This window comes from Halorussus caseinilyticus (assembly GCF_029338395.1).
GTDB lineage: Archaea > Halobacteriota > Halobacteria > Halobacteriales > Haladaptataceae > Halorussus > Halorussus caseinilyticus.
Map to the genome: position 1 here is coordinate 369,886 of NZ_CP119810.1, position 15,759 is coordinate 385,644.

Annotated in this window: 16 protein-coding genes; 6 read left to right on the forward strand and 10 right to left on the reverse strand. The window is 65.5% G+C overall.

The window, feature by feature from the left end:
- Positions 1 to 206 precede the first annotated feature (206 nt).
- Positions 207 to 1,004 carry a creatininase family protein gene (locus P2T60_RS19320; RefSeq protein ID WP_276282396.1) on the reverse strand — a complete coding sequence of 266 codons (798 nt, stop codon included), beginning with the start codon at positions 1,002 to 1,004 and terminating at the stop codon, positions 207 to 209.
- A gap of 110 nt (positions 1,005 to 1,114) precedes the next feature.
- On the opposite strand from P2T60_RS19320, the gene P2T60_RS19325 reads away from it, so the two are divergent.
- The 3 genes from P2T60_RS19325 (at position 1,115) to P2T60_RS19335 (ending at position 2,856) form a co-directional block, all read left to right on the forward strand.
- Positions 1,115 to 1,411, forward strand: a complete 297-nt coding sequence (locus P2T60_RS19325) for a hypothetical protein (RefSeq protein WP_276282397.1) — start codon at positions 1,115 to 1,117, stop codon at positions 1,409 to 1,411.
- Between the two features lie 48 nt (positions 1,412 to 1,459).
- The gene (locus P2T60_RS19330) at positions 1,460 to 2,242 is read left to right on the forward strand and encodes an SDR family NAD(P)-dependent oxidoreductase (RefSeq protein ID WP_276282398.1); all 783 of its coding nucleotides are present in this window, start codon (positions 1,460 to 1,462) and stop codon (positions 2,240 to 2,242) included.
- Positions 2,243 to 2,694: 452 nt separating this feature from the next.
- On the forward strand, positions 2,695 to 2,856 hold the full coding sequence (locus P2T60_RS19335) for a DUF7503 family protein (protein WP_276282399.1): 162 nt from the start codon (positions 2,695 to 2,697) through the stop codon (positions 2,854 to 2,856).
- Here the strand turns inward: P2T60_RS19335 and P2T60_RS19340 are convergent.
- The 4 genes from P2T60_RS19340 to P2T60_RS19355 all read right to left on the reverse strand — a co-directional run bounded on the left by P2T60_RS19340 (position 2,853) and on the right by P2T60_RS19355 (position 7,216).
- On the reverse strand, positions 2,853 to 5,006 hold the full coding sequence (locus tag P2T60_RS19340; protein WP_276282400.1) for a CHAT domain-containing protein: 2,154 nt from the start codon (positions 5,004 to 5,006) through the stop codon (positions 2,853 to 2,855). The two genes, P2T60_RS19335 and P2T60_RS19340, sit on opposite strands and share 4 nt — an antisense overlap.
- A gap of 77 nt (positions 5,007 to 5,083) precedes the next feature.
- Positions 5,084 to 5,821 carry a DUF7504 family protein gene (locus P2T60_RS19345; protein WP_276282402.1) on the reverse strand — a complete coding sequence of 246 codons (738 nt, stop codon included), beginning with the start codon at positions 5,819 to 5,821 and terminating at the stop codon, positions 5,084 to 5,086.
- Between the two features lie 80 nt (positions 5,822 to 5,901).
- Entirely contained in the window at positions 5,902 to 6,564 is a 663-nt protein-coding gene (locus P2T60_RS19350; protein ID WP_276282403.1) for an O-methyltransferase, read from the reverse strand.
- 94 nt (positions 6,565 to 6,658) lie between these two features.
- Positions 6,659 to 7,216, reverse strand: a complete 558-nt coding sequence (locus P2T60_RS19355; protein ID WP_276282404.1) for a DUF7282 domain-containing protein — start codon at positions 7,214 to 7,216, stop codon at positions 6,659 to 6,661.
- 329 nt (positions 7,217 to 7,545) lie between these two features.
- On the opposite strand from P2T60_RS19355, the gene radA reads away from it, so the two are divergent.
- On the forward strand, positions 7,546 to 8,424 hold the full coding sequence (gene radA, locus P2T60_RS19360) for a DNA repair and recombination protein RadA (RefSeq protein WP_382208604.1): 879 nt from the start codon (positions 7,546 to 7,548) through the stop codon (positions 8,422 to 8,424).
- 200 nt (positions 8,425 to 8,624) lie between these two features.
- Here the strand turns inward: radA and P2T60_RS19365 are convergent, their stop codons facing one another.
- Positions 8,625 to 9,878: a M20 family metallo-hydrolase gene (locus tag P2T60_RS19365; protein ID WP_276282405.1), complete on the reverse strand. Its 1,254-nt coding sequence runs from the start codon at positions 9,876 to 9,878 to the stop codon at positions 8,625 to 8,627.
- A gap of 57 nt (positions 9,879 to 9,935) precedes the next feature.
- Positions 9,936 to 11,030, reverse strand: a complete 1,095-nt coding sequence (locus P2T60_RS19370; protein ID WP_276282406.1) for a CNNM domain-containing protein — start codon at positions 11,028 to 11,030, stop codon at positions 9,936 to 9,938.
- A gap of 145 nt (positions 11,031 to 11,175) precedes the next feature.
- On the opposite strand from P2T60_RS19370, the gene P2T60_RS19375 reads away from it, so the two are divergent.
- The gene (locus P2T60_RS19375) at positions 11,176 to 11,691 is read left to right on the forward strand and encodes a hypothetical protein (RefSeq protein ID WP_276282407.1); all 516 of its coding nucleotides are present in this window, start codon (positions 11,176 to 11,178) and stop codon (positions 11,689 to 11,691) included.
- Positions 11,692 to 11,725: 34 nt separating this feature from the next.
- Here P2T60_RS19375 and P2T60_RS19380 read toward each other — a convergent pair whose 3' ends face one another.
- From P2T60_RS19380 to P2T60_RS19390, 3 genes are all read right to left on the reverse strand, one after another.
- Entirely contained in the window at positions 11,726 to 12,385 is a 660-nt protein-coding gene (locus P2T60_RS19380) for an RNA ligase partner protein (RefSeq protein ID WP_276282408.1), read from the reverse strand.
- A gap of 530 nt (positions 12,386 to 12,915) precedes the next feature.
- Positions 12,916 to 13,221: a HalOD1 output domain-containing protein gene (locus P2T60_RS19385; RefSeq protein WP_276282409.1), complete on the reverse strand. Its 306-nt coding sequence runs from the start codon at positions 13,219 to 13,221 to the stop codon at positions 12,916 to 12,918.
- A gap of 182 nt (positions 13,222 to 13,403) precedes the next feature.
- Positions 13,404 to 13,823: a DUF7344 domain-containing protein gene (locus P2T60_RS19390; RefSeq protein WP_276282410.1), complete on the reverse strand. Its 420-nt coding sequence runs from the start codon at positions 13,821 to 13,823 to the stop codon at positions 13,404 to 13,406.
- A 243-nt stretch (positions 13,824 to 14,066) separates the two neighbouring features.
- Here P2T60_RS19390 and P2T60_RS19395 point away from each other — a divergent pair, with 243 nt between their 5' ends.
- Complete coding sequence (locus tag P2T60_RS19395; protein WP_276282411.1) at positions 14,067 to 15,449, forward strand: tryptophanase; 1,383 nt, start codon at positions 14,067 to 14,069, stop codon at positions 15,447 to 15,449.
- The last annotated feature ends 310 nt before the right edge of the window (positions 15,450 to 15,759 follow it).

Below are 15,759 nucleotides of genomic sequence, written 5' to 3' on the forward strand. Positions count from 1 at the left end.
TATTCTCGCGCCTCACTTCGTTCGGCGCTCGAATAGGGGTCACTGAGGCGACCAAGATAAACGCGAGCGGGCGGCCCCTTTATCCCACCCTGTCGGTCGGTGGGCCGGGCGTTCGCTGGCGGTTGGTCGAGCGCCCTCACTGGCGGTTGGTTGGCCGACCGTCTTCGGTGGGTCGTCTCACCGAGCGTCCGCCCGTAGAGCGGTCCCTACCGCCGACTCCCCGGTTGCGGGTCCACGTGCGGTTTCGCCATCAGGTCCTCGAAGCGCCGGTCGTCCAGCCACTCCAGCAGGCGGGCCAACTGCTCGCTGGCGGCGTCGAAGAGTCTCGCGCCCTTCTCGGGCGTGGCGTCGGTCTGGTCGCCCAACACGCCGTTGTCGGTGTTGTCGATGGCGTCGTAGAAGTTTCGCGCGCCGTGGACGGAGGCGTCGTCGCTGTTGGCCCAGTCCACCAGACCGCCGTCGCGGGCGTCTTCCAGTCTGTCGGTCCGGACGTTCTCGGGGTCCAAGTGCATCATCATCGCGGTCTCTTTGGGTCCTCCGTGGGGTCCGTTGGTCTCGAAGAGGTCGTCCACGAGGTCCGGGATGGACTCGTCCCACATCCACTCGACGGCGTAGGCCACCCGGTCCTCGCGGAGGCGGCGGCCGACCTCCCGGAGGTGGGTCTGGTTGCCCCCGTGGGCGTTGACGAAGACGATGCGGTCGATGCCGTGGTACGCGAGGTTCCGGGAGAAACTCTCCACGTAGTCGCGGAACTCGGGCGCGTCGGTCCACATCGTGCCGTGGAACTGCTTGTGGTGGACGCTCACGCCGACGTTGACGGTCGGCGTGCAGAGGTAGCCCGTCCGGTCGGCCGCTTCGCGGGCGAGACCCTCCGCGATTCGGTGGTCGGTCGAGAGCGGGAGGTGAGGACCGTGCTGTTCGGTCGAACCGAGGGGGACGACTGCAAGCGACTCTTCGGCCACGTAGTCGCCCAGTTCCGGCCACGTCTGGTCGGCGAGGTACATACCGGTAGACCGGTGTCGAAGGGGTAAAATGCTTCCCCGCGCTCGGAGGACGCCGAACCCGGACCCAATCGGCCACAGGTCCTAACCGCGTGAGAACCCTGTTTCCCTACGTGACGAACGACCCCTACACCGACGACGAGTACGACGACACGTACGAGAAGGTCCACGGGGACGAACCCACGCGCGACCAGTATACCGACGAAGCGACCGACGAGACCCCGAGGACCGACACCGCGACCACCGACGCCGACGAAGACGACGACTCGTGGCTCAGCGAAGGTCTCATCGGAACCTTCCTGCTCGTCGGCGTCGCCCTCTTTTTCTTCCCAGAACCCGCCACCTCCGCGGTCGGCATCGCCATGGTCGCGATGGGCGTCGTGGCGTGGATTGCGAACTGGGCGATGTGACGGGAGGTCGGTGCGGTTACGGCCCTTCGGCGCGACGACGCGAACGAGATGGCAACGCTGAATCCCGACTTCGCCGACTCGACGGTAATCGTCACGGGCGCGAGCGCGGGCATCGGACGCGCCGTCGCACTCGCGTTCGGGGACGCGGGCGCGACGGTGGTAAACGCCGACGTTCGTGAGGACCCGAAGGCCGCGGGCGAATCGACGCCGACTCACGAGAAGATACGCGCGGCGGGCGGCCGGGCCGAGTACGTCGAAACCGACGTGGCCGACCCCGACCGGATTCGGGCCGTAATCGAGGCGGCCCGCGACTGGGGAGGCGTGGACGTGATGGTGAACAACGCGGGCGTCTACACCAAACGGCGGTTCCGCGAGGTGACGCCCGAGGAGTTCGAGGAGGTCCACGCCGTGAACGCCCGCGGGACCTTCTTCGGCACGCAAATCGCCGCCAACGACATGATAGACCGGGGCGACCCCGGCGTCGTGGTCAACACCGCCTCGGACACGCAGGGCCGGGCGGCGTGGGACCACTCCCACTACGCCGCGACGAAGGGCGCGATTCGGATGATAACCCGGAGCGCGGCTCTCGAACTCGCCACCGAGGACGTGCGGGTCAACGCCGTCGCGCCCGGACCGGTCGCCACCGAAATCCGCGAAGGCTGGTCGGAGGAAGCCGAGGAGATGGGACCCGACGGCGAGACGCCGGACCTTCCCCTGCGGGCCGCCGACCCCGAGGAACTGGCCGGGACCTACCTCTTTCTGGCGAGCGACGACGCCTCGTACGTCACCGGCGAGACGGTGTGGGTGGACGGCGGCGGCCACGTCTGCTGAGCGCGGACGGCCGGTTTCAAGCGAGCGACGACCGAAACGGTCGTCGCTCGCCCCGCCAGACGCGCCGCGGGCATCGCGGCGCGTAACCTCGACTCGACGAAGGCTACCGTACAGCACGACCGACTCGCTCGGGTCCGTGGATGTGCGTGCGGGAGTCCGAGAGGTACGCCACGCGCGAGGCGAACCACGTACCGGCGACCCTCGGTCGTCTGTGGGGGTGGCGTCCGTAGGCCACGACGAACCAGAACTTATACCCACGGTGACGCGCCAACCGAAACTATCGGTGGCGTTCGACCGCGATAACTGGTCAGGTTCGAAATTTGACTATTTGAAAGTTCGACGCCGGCATAATTGACAAATAGATAGAATTTAATACGTAATATTTATACTGGCCGTACTATAAACCCTTTTTATTATATATTTATTGTCTATAACATTTAGAAAATTAGATAATGACAGAGGAAATAAAAGTGATTGCGATGGCACAGAAACCCGACTTCCGAAGTTGGCTCGCACAGAATCCGAAACTGATGGGCGCTCTCTGGGCGCTCGTTCTCCTACTCGCGCAGACGGGACAGGTCGCCGCCGACAACGGCGGCGTCGTCGGACCTTAGAGGTCCTCGAACCAGTCGTCACTCCACACTAGTTTTTCGTCCACGATTAGCGGTCTCGTCCGTCCGTTTAGACGTTCCCGAAACACGCCGCGAGAGAGTTCGGTGTCGCCGCACGCTCCGACACCGAAGAACATGCCGTCGATACCGGGCAAGTACGATTCGATGACCGCTCCTGCGTTGAACTTCCGGTTGGGATAGGCGTAGAACTCGACTTTCATCGTCCCGTCGTCGTCGGAGGCATCGGGAAAGACGTGGTACATCGACGGCATTCCGGACTCGGTTTGCGTTATCGTGACTCCGGGGTCGCCGAGAACCAGATAGTCCCGCCCGATAGTAGTGTATTGGCGAACGATTTCCATCGAGTAGCCGACGCTGAAGCCGTGGTGGAGTAGTTTTGCGAGCGTCTCGCCGACTTCCACCGCGCCGTTGTTCCCCACGTCCCCGAGACTGACGACGGCGGCGTTCGCCCCCGCCTCGACGAGCGCGACACCTTGGTCGTGGGAGCGACACCCGTTGAGAAGCACCGCGGTCGCCCCGGTCTCTTCGACCGTCTTCGCGTCGAGAACGCCGTCAGGACACTCGAATCCGCGGCCGTCGATGTGGCCGATGAAGTGGAACACGTCGTGGTCCGCGGCCAACAGGTCTCTGAGGTCGTCAGTCGAAACGTCGAACCGGCGGTCTACGTCCACGTACACGTCGTCCCGACAGCCGTAAATCTTCGAGACGGCTTCCAACTCCGCGCGCATCTCGTCGTCGTTGCACACCACCGAGATTTCGATGACGCCCTCGCTCTGTTCGGGGTCTTCGTTCTCGAACGCCTCGGCGAGCAGTTTCGAGCCGCGTTCGGGCGTCTTGTCGCCGACGTAGGCCTGTTCCAGCGCGTCCACCCCCGGAAGCGGGACGTACTCGCCCGCGCCGGGGATTCCGCGCTCGCCCGCCGCGTCCTCCGCGGGCGAGCGCGGTCCGCGAGTATTGGCCGACCGGAGGAAGTCGTCGCCGTCTGCAAGTTCGCTCCGGCGCACGAACGACTCGAGGGCGTCCTCGGTCGCGCACTGACTCTCGGTCGGCGTCCACGCCTCCTCGCAAGGCGTCTCGACCCGGACGAGCGAGAGGTTTCTGACGACGTAGGGGATGAGTTCGACCGCCGACGCGTTCGGTTGAACGTGGGTGACGCGATGCCACGTCGGTACAATCGAGGCGACTGCTTCGTCCGATACCGAGAGGTACGCCGCCAGTCGCTCGTCGAGGGAGGCGTCGTAGAGTCCGGAGAAGTCGAGGTCTGCCCGCGATTCGATGACCTTCCGCTCGTGGAGTTCGACCGGATAGTAGCCCTCGGTCCGAGTCACGCAGTCGAGCAGGAGAACGCGTTTCAGGATGTCCCCGGCGGTCTTCGAGACTTCGGTCGGGTCGTCGCCGAGGTGCCGCACTATCCCGCTATCGGCGGTGAGACGCGCCGTCTCGCTCGGCATCACGTCTGCCCCGAGATAGTAGGCGAGCGGTGCGACGGCGTAGATACTGCCGTACTCCGGTGGGACCCGGAGGGAGACGCCGGTGTCGGGGGGTTCCAGTCGCTCGGGAATCACCAGTTCGTCGCCGAGTTCGACCCGCGGGGGATGACCCCGCAGGGTGGGCCACGACCGCTCGGGCGAAGTGGTCTTGAGCGTCGAGGAGAACGCCGTCACCGCTTTCATCATCGCTCTCGGGTCCTCGGGCACCGTGATAGTCTCCGCCGGAGAAGAGTGATACGACCGCGCGCCGATTCGGACCGCGGTCTCCCCGCCGAACTCGACGGTCACGCCGTCCGCGTCGGCGGTTATCGCCAGCGAACCGGCGACCCGGACGTAGAGTTTGATGGGCGCGTGGAGGTCCAGCAGGTACTCGCCGGGCGGAAACTCGCGGTCCGTCGGCGGACTGATGGAGTCGCGGTGGGTCCCGTCGGGCGAGCGAACGTCTATCGGGACCGTGTACGACAGCGCGAGTTCGCCGGTCCGAATCTCACAGGCGATGTCCACCGGATACGGAAACTCGTCGGTGGTCGCCCGAGACGGAGCTACCGGCGAGGAGGTCTGGAGCGTGAACCGCCGGGACTCGATGGGGTCGAGTATCTCGATTCCGTCGGTGGCGGTCAGTGAGTCGAACTCGGGATGCATGCTCTATGGTTCCGGACGGAGTGGACCGTAGATAGTCGAGGAACTCCAGCGTTTAAAAGACCGGGGTCAGTTTCGTTTCAGAGCCGAACCCAATCGGTCGCCAAGTTCCGGTTCGGAACGCGCCACCGCTGTTCGGCGTCGTGGTCGTGGTTGACGGGATTGACCGACCGGAGTTCGATAACGGCGTCCACGTCGTCCACGAGCGCCTGCACTCGCTCGCTGTCGTAGTCGTCGTTCAGGAGGTAGTGAGCCATCGCGTTGTGGTCGTAGACTCGCCCGCCGACCGTCTGGAGGCATCTCCGCACCACGTCCTCGCCGGAGTGGTCGAACAGGATGCCGAGCGAGTCGATGCCGATGCGCAACTCGCCGGGGCGGAAACCGTCCGTGCGGCGCGCGAACTCCTCGATTCCGTCCACGAGCGCGGACTGTAGCCCTTCGAGTTCCGAGTCGGCGACTCGCGTCTCGGGAATACCGGCGAGACCGATAGCGTCGGACCCGGAGGCCGACGCGACCGACCGCGGCGTGACCGCGTGGTTGACGAGTCTCGTCGTCTCGGCCAGTGGACGCGGTGCCTCGTCGGGGTCGGGCAGTCGCTCGGCGATACTCTGGGGACTCGCATCCGTCGCCGCTAGCAGACGGTAGCGAACCGCTTCGGGGTCGCCGAACAGGTTCGCGCTCGCGCGGGCGAACAGTTCCGGACGAGCGTCTCCGACGACCAAGAGGTTACACCCTGTGGCCTTGAGTTCGTTCAAGAGGCTCAGGAAGTCGATAAACGCGGATTCGCAGTTTACTTTGCCGGAACTGTCTCTCGCCATCGCTCGTACTGCGATACACTATGTCACGCTAAGTTATAAAATTTCCTTATTCTGTAATTGGAACTTGGTTTCGACCCGAGTTACGTTCGGTAACTTACCGCGATTCCTTCGCCGAGTGGAATCGCCACCGTCTCGAAGTCCGGGTCGTCGCGGACCGCCAGCAGGTAGTCGGCGATGCCCCGCGTCTGGTCGTCCACGTCGTCGGGGTCGCCGTCTTCGAGAATCTCCAGTATCGTCTCGAAGTCCTGAATCCCGCTCTCCATCGCGTTGTCGGCGACGACGACGCCACCCTCGGCCACCTTCTCGCGCACCGCGTCGAAGGCGTCGGGGTAGCCGTCCTTGTGGCAGTCGATTAGCACCACGTCGAAGGGACCGTCGTGGCGTTCGACGGTTTCGAGGGCGTCTCCGTCCTCGAAGACGGCGCGGTCGGCGTACCCGCCGCGTTCGAGGTATTCGCGGGCGTCGTCGAGTTCGTCGGGGTCGTGTTCGGTCAGGACGATTTCACCGTCGTCGGGGAGCGCCCCGGCGAACCAGTAGGCCGAGTAGCCGAACCCCGACCCGAACTCGAAGATTCGCTCGGCCCCGACCATCCGGGCGACGACTCGGAGGAAGCCGCCGACTTCGGGACCGACCGTCGGGAAGCCGATTTCCTCGCCGTGGGTCTCCATCTCCCGGAGGGTGTCGTCGCGGTCTGGCACCATCGCGCTGACGAACCGTCGGGTCTCCTCGGGCAGTAACTTCATGGTCGAAGAGTCGGGAGTCGAACAGTAATCCTTACCGGACTCGCGGACGCGCCCGGCCGACCAACCGACGGGGCGCGCCCGCCGAACGTCGATTCTACTCCGTCGCGGTTCCCTGACGGGACGCGTTCCCGACGGTGACGAACCCGACGGCGTTGACCGGCAGGCCGTTCGGTTGGAGGTAGGGCCTGTCGGTGGCGTTCTGGGCGCCCGCGGCCTGCGCCTGCGTCGCGTTGAAGTCGAAAGTCCGGTCGCCGTCGGTGTCGAGGTGCGGTGCCGCAATCAGCACTTGCGAGCGACCGATTGGCGTGCCGAGCGAGACGGTGAGGTTCTCGTGGGTCCCCGGTTCGAGGTACGACGTGTTGCCGAGGGCGGTGCCGTTCTGGGCGAAGACGACGACGTACCCGCCCGCCGAGAGGTTGGCCGACTCGACGGTGACTGCCGACCCGTTCGAGGACTGGTCGCCGAAGGAGATGGTCGCCGACTCGTTGGCGGTCTGGCTCTGCGTCGCGGTGGTCCCTCGGGCCAGCGGCGCGGCCGAGGCCTCCGCGGGTCCGCTCTGGACGGTCTCGCTCGCTCCGACCGCTCCCGAGAGACCGGTCGTGACCAACAGGAGCGTGAAGACGAGCGCACCGAGCGTCGCGTTTCGTGTCATTCCCGACGTAACCGTCGGTCCCGCGGCGAATAAACGAAACCGACCGTTTCGCCGCTTTCACGCTCGTAACGTCCGAATACGGCGGGTGACTCGGCCGGAGCGCGGGTTAGGCTCGACTTACGACCGACATCAGTTTCACTTCCGGTCTCCTGTATACGCCCCCTTATCTCCCCCCCGGCGCTAACCACGTTCGATGGCAACCACAGAAGAACTCGACGCGCTCCCCGGCGTCGGACCGGCGACGGCCGACAAACTTCGCGGCGCTGGCTACGACTCGTTCGTCTCCATCGCGGTGGCTAAGCCCCGGCGAACTCTCGAACACCGCGGACGTGGGCGAGTCGAGCGCCGCCGACATCATCCGCGCGGCGCGGGACGCCGCCGACGTGGGCGGGTTCGAGACGGGTTCGGAGGTGCTGGAGCGCAGGGCCGAAATCGGCAAAGCGACGTGGGGCGTGCCCGCGGTGGACGAGATGCTCGGCGGCGGCGTCGAAACCCAGTCGATTACGGAGGTGTACGGCGAGTTCGGCACCGGCAAGTCCCAACTCACCCACCAACTCGCGGTCAACGCCCAACTGCCGCGCGAACACGGCGGACTCGCTGGCGGGGTCCTCTTCGTGGACAGCGAAGACACCTTCCGGCCCGAGCGAATCGACGACATGGTTCGGGGCCTCGCCGACGACGCTAAACGCGGCGCGATGGAGTCCCACGGCGTCGAATCCGAGGACGCGCTGGTCGAGGCGATGCTCGAACGGATTCACGTCGCCAAGGCGTTCAACTCCAACCACCAGATGCTGCTGGCGGAGAAGGCGAACGAACTCGTCTCCGACCACGCCGACTCGGAGTGGCCGATTCGGATGGTGTGCGTCGATTCGCTCACGGCCCACTTCCGCGCCGAATACGTCGGCCGGGGCGAACTCGCCGAGCGCCAGCAGAAACTCAACAAGCACCTCCACGACCTCGTGCGGTTGGGGAGTCTCCACGACGCCGCGGTGGTCGTGACCAATCAGGTCCAGTCGAATCCGGATTCGTACTTCGGCGACCCGACCAAACCCATCGGCGGTAACATCCTCGGCCACGCCTCGACGGTCCGCATCTACCTCCGCCAGTCGAAGGGCGACAAGCGCGTCGTCCGCCTCGTGGACGCGCCGAACCTCGCGGACGGCGAGGCGGTGATGCGAGTGACCGGCGACGGACTGAAACCGGAGTAGGGCGCGACGGGCGGAACGCGGAGTCGGACGCGCCGGGCGGAACGCGCGTCGGTGGCGCCGGGCGCGACTGGCGTCGGACGCGCCGGGCCGAAACCGTCGGCGGCGACGAGCGCGCGGCCGACGGCCGCGCGCTCGGACACCTAAATGCGCCTTTTGGCACCCTACAGAATTGCTAAAGAAATAATTTCCAGTCTCTAACCTCACTCCCCACTAGCGAGGTCCGCCAGCGCCCCCGCCAGCACTCTCGTCGCCGTCGCGCAGTCCTCCCAGTCGGTCCACTCCGCGGGGTTGTGCGAGATGCCGTCTCGGGAGGGCGCGAACAGCAGTCCGGCGTCGGTCACGCCCGCGACGTGCATCGTGTCGTGGGCCGCGCCCGAGTGGAGGTCTATCGTCTCGATTCCGGCGCGTCCGCCCGCGTCGCGGGCGGACGCGCGCACTCGGTCGCTCATGGGCGTGGGCGCGAGGTCGAAGGGCCGCCGGAACTCGGTCTCGACGCCGCGCTCGCGTTCGAGGCGCGCGAGGCTCTGACGAGCGCGCCGGACGAGTTCCGCCATCGCCTCGCGGTCCACGTCCCGAATATCGACGCCCATCTCGACCGCGCCGGGGACGACGTTGGTCGCGTTCGGGCGCACGTCGAGACTGCCGACGGTGCCGACGGCGGTGTCGCTCACGTCGGCGACCACCTCGTTGGCCGCTCGCTCCACGTCGAGGACGAACTCGCTGGCGGCGGCGAGCGCGTCGGTCCGGTCGCCCATCGGGGTCGCTCCGGCGTGGTCGGCCTCGCCGCGGACCACCGCCTCGCAGTGGGTGATGCCCGTGATGGACGTGACGACGCCGACCGGAACGTCCGCTCGCTCCAGTCGCTCGCTCTGCTCGACGTGGAGTTCGAGCCACGCGTCCCACTCGCTCGCGTCGAGGCGTCCCTCGCCGCGGAAGCCGATGGCGTCGAGCGCCGATTCGAGGGTCGTTCCGTCGCCGTCTTCGAGCGCCAGCGCTTCCTCGACGCTTCGCTCGCCGACCGCGACCGACGACCCCAGAAGGCCGGAGGCGAACCGCTGGCCCTCCTCCTCGGTGAACGAGACGACTTCGACCGGGCGCGACGGTTCGACCCCGGCGTCCTGCATCGCTCGGACCGCCTCCAGCGCGGCGTACACCCCGAGCGGTCCGTCGAAGATGCCGCCCTCCGGCACCGAGTCGAGGTGGCTCCCGGCCGCCACGGGTGCCGCGTCGGGGTCGGCGCTGTCGGGCGTCCACCGCCCGGCGACGTTCCCCACGGCGTCGGTCCGCACGTCGAGTCCGGCGTCCTCCAGTCGCGCGACGAGGTACTCGCGGGCCTCGCGGTTGGTCTCGGTGCCGGTCAGGACCGTCCGCCCGCGGCCCTCGTCGGTCTCGATTGCGCCGAACTCCGCGTTGGCTTCGATGTCCTCGCGGAGTCGCTCGCGGTTCACGTTCATACCCGGACCGAGGGAGGCCGGGCATTTGAGTGGTGGGTTCGGGTCGGTCGCGCGAGGCTATCCGCCGTCGGCCGCGAGGGGTTGCCCGTCTTTGTCCAGCGGGTCCTCCACGTCGCCCATCACCGACTCCAGCGTGTCGGTCACGGTGACGAGACCGGCGACTTCGCCGTCTTCGACCACCAGTGCGAGTTCCTGATTCTCGGTCTGGAACTGGTCGATGGCGTCGCTCACGTCGGCGTCGGGCGAGAGCGTCATCGGCGGCGCGGCCAACTCCGAGAAGTCCACCTCGCCCTCGGCCACCTTCTCGCGGTGGCGCGCGAGGACCGGCGAGTAGACGATGCCTCGGAAGTCGGTCAGGTCCTCGCCCACCAGCGGATAGCGCGTCTGGGGTCGCTCGGCCATCCGCCGGAAGTTCTCGTCGGTGTCGGCCTCCGTCGAGAGCGCGACGATTTCGTCGGCGGGAATCATCACCTCGCGGACCGACCGCTCGCCGATTTGGAGCGCGTTCATCACCTCGTCGCGGCGCTCCTCGGGCAGGTCGCCGCGTTCGAGGACCGACCCGAGTCGGTTCCGGAGGTCCGCCCGCGACTCGATGGCGTCCTCTTCGGTCTCCAACCACGCGCCGGTCATCTCGATGCCGAAGAGTTTGAGCGTCCCTTTCGCCACCCAGTCGCCGAGCGTGATGAGCGGCGAGATGAGGTAGTTGAACCAGTACAGCGGGGTCGCGCCGTACCGACACACCATCCGGGAGCGTTCGACGCCCAGATACGTCGGGGTCTGCTCGCCGTGAGTCAGGTGGACGAGGTTGATGATGAGGAAGGCGATAATCGCGCCGGACCCGACCGACGCCAGCACCGTGCCCGAGAACAGCGGGTCGAAAATGGCCGCCAGCGCGGGTTCGGCGACGATACCCACCGCGATGCTGGAGGCCGTGATTCCGACCTGACAGGTCGTGAGGTAGATTTCCAGATTGTTTGTCATCTCCCACGCGCGTTCCAACGCGGAGTTGTCGGCCGAGTCGCCGCCGACGAACTCCTCTTCGGTGAACTGGCGAGCGCGGGTGAGCGCGAACTCGATTGCGACGAAGAACCCGTTCGCCAGTATCAGCAGGATTCCGGCGGCTAATCGACCCGCGACTTCGAGAGAGTTCATTATCATACGTGTAGGGCTTTCAGCATTCAAATGAGTGGTGGCTACGGGACGACACGATTCGAGACGCTCCGGCCACCGTGATGTCGGCGTCGATAGTACCCAGTTCCGGTAGTAATTAGTTCTCGACACGTCAAACGGCGTGAGCATGGAAGCAGTGAAGCGACTCTACCGATGGTCGGACACGCTACTCTCTACGCTCCTTTTCGCATCGACCGTACTCCACGAGATGAGTCACTCGCTGGCCTACGAATGCTTCGGCAACCAGACCGAGATTTCGTGGAGCGACTTCGCCTTCGCGTCGGAACGCAGTCACGTAGTCGTCGAGTCGAAATCGACGCGCAGACAGGACGCCCTCGCGGGAATTGTCGCGCCCTACGCGTTACTGGTCCCGGCGTTCGTCACGAGTCTCCTCGTCAAACTGGTGTACGCGCCCGGAACGACGTGGCGTCTTCTCCTCGCCGCCTTTCTCGGATTGCAGGGTGCTGGCATCGCGTTGCAGGCCGGTCCCTCGAACAACGACATCGAGTACTTCCTCTGGAAGTGGCGGCCCCGGACCGGACGCAAGACGAAACTCGCGCTGTCGGCACTCAACTCGGGTTCGATAATCGTCGTGTTCAACCTCTGGCTCTTCTCGACCCTCTCGCTGTTGGGCCACTGGTAACGCCGTCGCCTCGACGTTTCCGGGTTGCCGACTCTCACTCGACGTTCTCGCTCGCGTCGAGATACTCGTCCAGAAGCGCCGGGAAGTCCCGCCCGCGGAGGTACCGGAGTCCGAAGTCCTCCGACCAGTTGAGGATGCCCACGTCTTCGGTCACGACGCCCGCGTCGAGTTCGCGCGCCAGAATCAGCAGGTCGAAGTCCTCGTGGGAGTCCAAGACCCCCCGTCGGAGCGCCCGGCGGTACTTCTCCCGAAGGTCCGAGACGAGTTGGTCCACGTCGGTCATGTACTCTTGGCCCTCGATGGGTTCGCCGTCGAGTTCTTGGGCCTCGCGGACCGCCTCCTCCGAAACCCGGAGTCCCCGGTCCACTCTCTCGCTCATCTCGTCGATGAACTCGAAGACGATTTCGGCCGGAATCATCACCTCGAAGCGCGCCGGGTTCTTCTTGATGACCCACGTGTTGAGTTTCGAGAACACCTCGTCTGAGACCCCCCGGTCTTCGAGCATCGCGGTGAGTTCGTCGTAAATCGACGGCGGGACGTAACACGAGATGTTCAGCGAGAGTTTCGCCTCGGCGATGCGGTCCAACAGGCGGACGATTGCGTCCTCTCGCCGTTCGCCCTCCCGGAGCAGCTCGTCGGTGAAAAAGACGGACGTATCGAGGACGAACCGCTGTTTGAGCGGATGCTCGGCCATCGTTCGGCAGTTTCGCCCCGAACGTAAAGAACTCGTCGCTGTCGTAAGATGGACCTGTCGTCGCCGATTACCATGTGGTAACACATATCACGAAATGCCGAAAAACGCTTAATACCGACTCGCTCCTACGTATAGTTGCGGCGAGGTCGGGAGGACACATCGGACGAGCGGTCTCGAACCGTCCGCAAGGACGCGACGAGGCTGTTTAAGGGTGAACACTAAAGGACCGGTAAAACGGTCACGAGGTCAAAGCCCTGAAGGGGAACCGAATCGACCCACAACCTAGCCACCATGGTGGCGAGGTACGAAGACCAAGTAACGGACGCAACGTAAGCGGCGTTCGTGAAACTGGCGCAAGCCGGAACGGTCGTACGGGTCGTGGAAAACGTCTCCCGTCCGAGTCCAATTCTCGGTCTCGCCTTCTTCGACGCTCGAACCGACGAGCGCCGCGTTTTCGTTTCCGCTCGGCTACGCCGCGGGGCGCGGTTCGGGCGCGAAGACCGACGCTCCCGGTCGTCTCGGGCGGCCGATTAGCTCGCGGGTTCGATTTCGAGCAGTCCGCTGGGGTAGACCGTCACGTCGTGTCCCGCGTATCGGAACGAGATGTGACCACCTACCTCGGGTAGTCCGTCGGTTCCCACGAAGTCGTTCAGCGTGTCCGGGTCCACCGTCTCGAAGAGCGGTTCCAACTCCAAGGGGTCCGCGTCGGCGATGTCGGCGACGGCTATCACGAGCATCTCGCTCGGGCGTTCGTCGGCCGTCGGGTCGTAGTGGACGTGGTGAGTCTCCGCTCGGCGTTCGGTGGAATCGTCTCGGGTTTCGTTGGTATCTATCATCTCTGAGTGGCGCAGTCTCGGCGAAACGCGGGGCAGAAGGGATGCTCCCCGTTCTCGTCCCCACCAATTCGGTCGCTTCCGCCTCGTTAACGAGGAACCTATTGTATGCGGACCCACATATACTTATCGGCTACGTGGCTCGAATTAGACAGTTCGAAGACGCATCGAATCGGACCGCCGAGTTAGGAGCGTTCGACCGCCTCGAACATCTCGAGGTACGCGGTCACGCGGTCGTCGCCCCAGTAGCGGACCGCCTTCGTCCGCGGGTCGTAGTCGATGACGGCGGCGTCGTCCAGTTTCGGGAGGTGGTTGTGGTGAAGCGCCACCGCCACGCGCTGGCGATGTCGGTCCGCGTCGTCGGACCGGTGGGTGTCGGAGTCGTCGTCTTCGGACGCCGCTTCGCATTCCACAACGTGGTCCACGAGAGTATCGAGTTCGACCACGTTCACCGAGACCGATTCGAGATACGAGAGGACGCGTCGGGCGCGCGGGTCCGCCACCGCCTCGAAGAGTTCGTCGGTTCGCCCGGACCCGTCCAATACCTCGGAGTCGAACGGCGGAGTTCTGTCGTCGCCTCCGCCGTCGGAGGTTTCGTCAGACACGATAACTAGTGACAGATGGACGATTGTCTTAGGTCTGTCGGGCAAACACGCCGACAGAGATAAAATCAAATCTCGGCATCGAAAGCGTTTGCGTTTACGTAAACGTTCACGAAACGCTCCCGAACGGTCCGCGGACAGGTCCGTCGGTCAGTGTCCAGATTCGGAACGCGACAACCGCAGGCGACCACTTCCGCCCAAAGATGTCTCGCAAGCAATACGTTCCGCGGGGTCGTCGTCCCGGACATGCGAGCGTACAAATCGAAAGTGGTCTCGCCGATTCGACTTCCGGAGCGCGACGAACGCGAGGCGAATCTGGAGACGGCGGGGTACAACGTGTTCAATCTCGACTCCGACGGGGTGTTCGTGGACCTGCTGACCGACAGCGGAACCGGGACGATGAGCGAGTCCCAGTGGGCCGCGATGATGGTCGGCGACGAGGCCTACGCCGGGAGCGGGAGTTTCGACCGACTGCAAGAGGCAATCTCGGACGTGATGGGGTTCGAGCGCATCATCCCCGCCCATCAGGGACGCGGGGCCGAGAACGTTCTCTACGGCGCGCTGGTCGAAGAAGGCGACTACGTGCCGAACAACACCCACTTCGACACGACGCGGGCGCACATCGCCAACAACGGGGCCGAACCGGTCGATTGCCCCCGCGAGGGTGCGCTGGACGGCGACCGGCCGTTCGCGGGGGACCTCGACGTGGAGAAAGTCCGGGAGTTGGCCGACGAGGTGGGCGCGGAGAACGTCCCCGCGGTCCTCGTCACCATCACGAACAACTCGCTGGCGGGCCAACCAGTCAGCGTCGAGAACGTCCGAGAGGCCCGCGCGGTGGCCGACGAGTTGGACGCGACGTTCGTCGTAGACGCCTGCCGGTTCGCCGAGAACGCCTACTTCGTCCGGGAGCGCGAAGACGAGTTCGCAGACTGGTCTGTCGCGGACATCGCCCGCGAACAACTCTCGTACGCCGACGCAATCGTGATGAGCGGCAAGAAAGACGGACTGGTCAACGTCGGCGGGTTCGTCGGAATTCGGGACGACCCGGAACTCGACGACCTCTACGCGAAGACCCGTGAGCGAGGCATCCTCTACGAGGGGTTCACGACCTACGGCGGGATGGCCGGTCGGGACTTGGAGGCGATGGCGGTCGGTCTCCGCGAAGCGGTCGAAGAGTCCTACGTCGCCGACCGCGTGGGGCAGGTCCAGCGACTCGGCGACCTGCTGGCCGACCGCGACGTGCCGGTCGAGCGACCCACGGGCGGCCACGCGGTGTACGTGAACGCCGCCGAGTTCCTGCCCGAGATTCCGACCGAGCAGTTCCCCGGTCAGGCGTTGGTCTGCGAACTCTACCGCGAGGGCGCGGTCCGCGGCGTCGAGTTGGGGAGTTTCGCGTTCCCCGAGACCGACCGGCCGGAACTCGTCCGCCTGTCGCTCCCCCGCCGGACCTACGGCGCGGACCACCTCGAACACGTCGCCGAGACGTTCGAGCGAGTCGCCGAGCGCCGCGACGCGGGCGAGATTTCGGGTCTCGAAATCGTGGACGAACCCGAGATGGCCGAACTCCGCCACTTCAGCGCGGAGTTGCGGCCGGTTCGGGAGCGCGAGGCGACGACGGCCGACGACTGACGGCGACCGACGACGGAACGCCTCGGGACGACTTTCGACTCGGCACTCCGGCACGATTTTCGACCCCGGCGCGCGCGGGCGCGGCCCGCAAGTGGCCGCGCCCATCCGCGCGAGGGCCGAGGACCGCAACGAAGTGAGGACCGCAGGCGGTTGGGGAGGACGTGGCCGTCGCGGTGCTGTGCGGTGCGGTCGCGGTCTGATTGGTTCGAGCCTGTCGCTAGCTACTCCGTCACCGACTTTTCTCCGTAGTCCCCTCTCACCGACTTTCCTCTCCGTCGGTCCTCGTCACCGTCCAACCCGGCAAAAAACA